The organism is Tardiphaga sp., from assembly GCF_028290785.1.
Taxonomy (GTDB): domain Bacteria; phylum Pseudomonadota; class Alphaproteobacteria; order Rhizobiales; family Xanthobacteraceae; genus Tardiphaga.
Map to the genome: position 1 here is coordinate 1 of NZ_JAQGJD010000416.1, position 3,666 is coordinate 3,666.

The window sequence follows — 3,666 nt, forward strand, 5'->3', positions numbered from 1 at the left end:
ACGAACATCAGCAAACGACGATTGATGGCCTTTATGCCGCCGGTGATGTGGTGTCAGACCTGCATCAGATCGCAGTGGCCACCGGCCATGCCGCAATCGCTGCGACACATATTCACAAGTCGCTGCCGGCCAGTCTGCGCGCTGGTGCGGATCGTGTGATCGCTCCGAAAGAGCGGTCTCTTGCGCAGCGGCTGCACAATGCGTAAGGCTGTTGAATTGCCGGAGGCGAGGGAAGCGCGATCGGTCAACGCGATCCCCAGCGGCGAGCAATGGCAGTACGAGCCGAAGTGGGATGGCTTCCGCTGCCTGTTGTCGCGCGATGGCGATGCCATCACAATGCTCTCGAAATCCGGTCGGGACCTCAAGCGCTATTTTCCCGAGGTCGAGACGGCCGCACTGACGCTGCCGGAAAAACGCTTCTTACTCGACGGAGAACTGGTGGTGCCGGCGGGCGATCGCTTCTCCTTCGACGATCTGCTGCAGCGAATTCACCCGGCGCAAAGCCGTATTAAAAAGCTGTCTGCTGCGACCCCGGCCGTCTGCCTGGCATTCGATATACTCCGCCGCGGGAAACGCGATCTGGCCGAAGCACCGCTGACAAAGCGGCGGCCCGCGCTGGAAAGTTTCGCAGCGCGTTGTTTCGGCGCGCGCGGCTTGTTTTACCTTTCGCCTGCGACGGCAGACGCCGAGCGCGCCGATCGGTGGCTAAGCCAGGCGGGCGGTGGTAGCGACGGCGTCATCGCCAAGCGCATCGACGTCGCCTACCAAGCCGGCAATCGCGAGGGCATGCAAAAAATCAAGCGTTACCGCAGCGCAGACTGCGTCATCGGCGGTTTTCGCTATGGTTAAAAATTGACAGCGGGACGCAAGGTTGCCGGTTCCTTGCTGCTGGGCCTCTATGACCCAAGTGGTGAACTTCACCATGTCGGCTTCTGTTCTGCTATTAAGGCAGTCGACAAACCGGCACTCCCCGACCGACTCGTAGCTATCGTTGCTTCGCGCAGTTTTACCGCGAATGTGCCTGGCCGGCCTAGTCGATGGTCTTCAGCGCGGTCTTCCGAATGGCAGCCGGTCAAGCCAAAGTTCGTGGTCGAAGTGTCCTGCCGATTTCGCCACGGCACGTCAATCCTGCGTTGGCGTCCCGACAAGAAGCCAAACCAGTGCACTATGGACCAGCTTGAGCACATGATAGTGGCGCCCAGGTTGTTGCTGGCAAACGACTTGTAGCTCCATCGCGAGCGAACAGATCGATGACGAACGTCGCAGGCTCTCCAAAGCGTCCAGGACGGGCCCGAACGGTGCGTTTTAGGTAATCGAAGTCGATCAATTCGCGAATCGCTCCCGCATCGCTCCCAGATCGTATTGACCGCGGAAGCTCCCCAGCGGAGACGGGAGCTACGACGGAAAATGCCCGCCGCTGCCAAACAACCGGCTGCGAGCGGCATTCGCCCAGCCTCGAGATAACCCGACATCTAGTAGTTGGATACCGGAGATTGCCGGGTGGCGGTAGGTTCCAGAATGCGCGCAGCCTCGGCAGAACGTCGTTGGGCCTAGGGCCAGCAATCGAGGCTGCGGTGCTGCGAACGAACTGCGACCCAATCGAGGAGCTGCAGGCGTTTATGAAATTCTTGAAATACGCCTGCTGGCCGGCGAACACATCGCACTAATATGACCAACCGACGTTCACGTGCTCCGCCCACCGCTGCGCTATGGGAACTACACAACGAACCGTCAGTGGCCGCGGCCCCGCGTCGGATTCATTGGACCATTGCGTTCACGAAGCAGGCCTTCTGGAATGGGATCCTGCGTGCCCGGCACCGGCTCGGCACGGACGTCCGCGCCGGACTGTGCCGCCTGCGTGGGCGTCGTGGTATCCCTGACCTGATCCGGTTCCTGCTTGCCGGCAGGGCTAACGGAATCGTACGTTCCGTTGCTAACATCGACGCCGTCCGAATGCATCTCATTGGCCATGATCTTCCCTCTGAGACGCCTGATGGTTTGGGGCGAAACGCGCACCAAGCGATAAAGTTGCAACTCGGACGGGGGATCGCGTTTACACAACTCCCGCTGACGGGCCCGGCGCTTTTTCGATAGACTGAAATGTCGGCAACCTAGACTAGGTGTCGTCATATGCGCCTCGCAAGCTGGCCCGTAAGCTTTCCCTTTGTCGCGCCCACCGCGCATCTTCCTTCTCCGATCGCGCCTCAAGGGCGCGGCGCTTGGCCTTGATCTCCGCCACGGCTTCATCAGCATCCCGTTCCGCCGTCGATGGCGGCTTGGGCCTTGTCGATCGCGTGCGGTCATCGCTCGCGATCCTTCGTCTCGGCGGCTTGTGCCTTCAACCGTTCCTCGTCCCGCTGCCTTTGCTGTTGCTCAAACGCGTGGGCAGCTCGGCGGGCGTCCTTTTCATCGAGCGCGCTCGCTGGTGGTATCGACCGCTTTGCAAACGGCTTCTTCGCTCCGGCGGGCGCCTTGCCGGCGGCCGGCCCCGCGGGCTGAGGGTTTTCCGTGAAGGGACCGGTCGACACCACAGGTCGCCTAAGAGCCTAACTCAAAATGCGATCAATGTTTTGAGGCATTGGCGAGCGTCGGGTCAGGAGTCTGACATGGGCAACGAAGATCCATGCGACCTCTGTTGCTGTCAATCTCACGAAGTCCTTTGTGAGACGTCTGCACCGGCCTAACCAGGCGAAGGTTCGTTCGATGACCCATCGCCGTGGCAGAAGTGCAAAGCCTTTGACACCCCTTGGGCGCTCGACGATCTCAATGGTCCACCGCCCGCGGCGTCGCAGGTCTTTCAGCAGTGGCGCAGCGTCATGACAATCCTGAACGTTGGCCGGACATGGACCGCGAGCAGAAGGCGTTGGTGTCGGTGACGATGTGCCTTTTGCGCCCGCAAACCCGCTTGCCAGCATCGAAGCCCGGGGCCGCCAGCCGGGGTCGGCGCCCTTTGACTGTCAATGACCGCTGTCGTGGGCTTCGGCTTGTGGCCGAGATACCGGCGCGCCTGTTTCACCAGCGCCCGAACGATCTTGTGCCATCGTCCGGTATCACCAGGCATAAAATAGCTCTGGACCGTAGAATTTGGAGGGAATTCTCATAGCAGCGCCCGCCACTGGCAACCCGTGGAAAGAATGAACAAAATGTCACAGTGATATGACGTAGCAGACGAGCGTATGCGTTGATGCAGCTTTACTCCGATGGCTTTGAACTCGCGCCGCTAAATCGGATTTGAGCTGACCGAGCAGCCCATGGCCGCTTCAAAACCGAGCTCGCAAGCCAAGCGTGCCTGACGATTCGAATCCCAAGCAAACCGCAAAACGGCGTCCCTAGTAGCCGCATGTTTCTGCTCTCGCACCGGAACGGCGTCTGCCAATGTTCGTTCTGCTCAGAAACAAGGATCCGGAAGGAACACGATGGAAGACGACAACGCCCCCGCCGTTCCCGCTGTTTGGCGCGGTAACATCATCATGAGTCACCAGGACGGACTCGATAACGGGCGCTAAACCAGTATCTAATCAATAGAGGATTCGATGATTGACGCTGCCGGCAGTGGATCCATAACAATAAACTTCGGCCCACAGCATCCTGCTGCGCATGGCGTCTTGCGGCTGATTCTAGAGTTGGACGGAGAGATAGTGACGCGGGTGGATCCGCATATCGGGC

Annotated in this window: 1 protein-coding gene and 4 pseudogenes; 3 read left to right on the forward strand and 2 right to left on the reverse strand. The window is 60.0% G+C overall.

Going from position 1 to position 3,666, the window contains the following annotated elements:
• Positions 1 to 206 (forward strand): annotated as a pseudogene (locus tag JWR89_RS26105) (hypothetical protein); the annotation flags it as partial.
• Positions 199 to 1,227, forward strand: a pseudogene (locus JWR89_RS26110) (ATP-dependent DNA ligase). The pseudogenes JWR89_RS26105 and JWR89_RS26110, both read left to right, overlap by 8 nt.
• Positions 1,228 to 1,731: 504 nt before the next feature.
• On the opposite strand, the gene JWR89_RS26115 reads toward JWR89_RS26110, so the two are convergent.
• Both JWR89_RS26115 and JWR89_RS26120 read right to left on the reverse strand, forming a co-directional pair.
• Entirely contained in the window at positions 1,732 to 1,971 is a 240-nt protein-coding gene (locus tag JWR89_RS26115) for a hypothetical protein (protein ID WP_299721099.1), read from the reverse strand.
• Between the two features lie 575 nt (positions 1,972 to 2,546).
• Positions 2,547 to 3,145 (reverse strand): annotated as a pseudogene (locus tag JWR89_RS26120) (transposase); the annotation flags it as partial.
• Positions 3,146 to 3,533: 388 nt separating this feature from the next.
• Between JWR89_RS26120 and JWR89_RS26125 the strand changes: the two are divergent.
• Positions 3,534 to 3,666, forward strand: a pseudogene (locus JWR89_RS26125) (NADH-quinone oxidoreductase subunit D); the annotation flags it as partial.

What these genes read in the sequence shown, in the direction of transcription:
- JWR89_RS26115 (WP_299721099.1), bottom strand. Translation starts at nt 1,971, where the DNA reads ATGGCCAATGAGATGCATTCGGACGGCGTCGATGTTAGCAACGGAACG.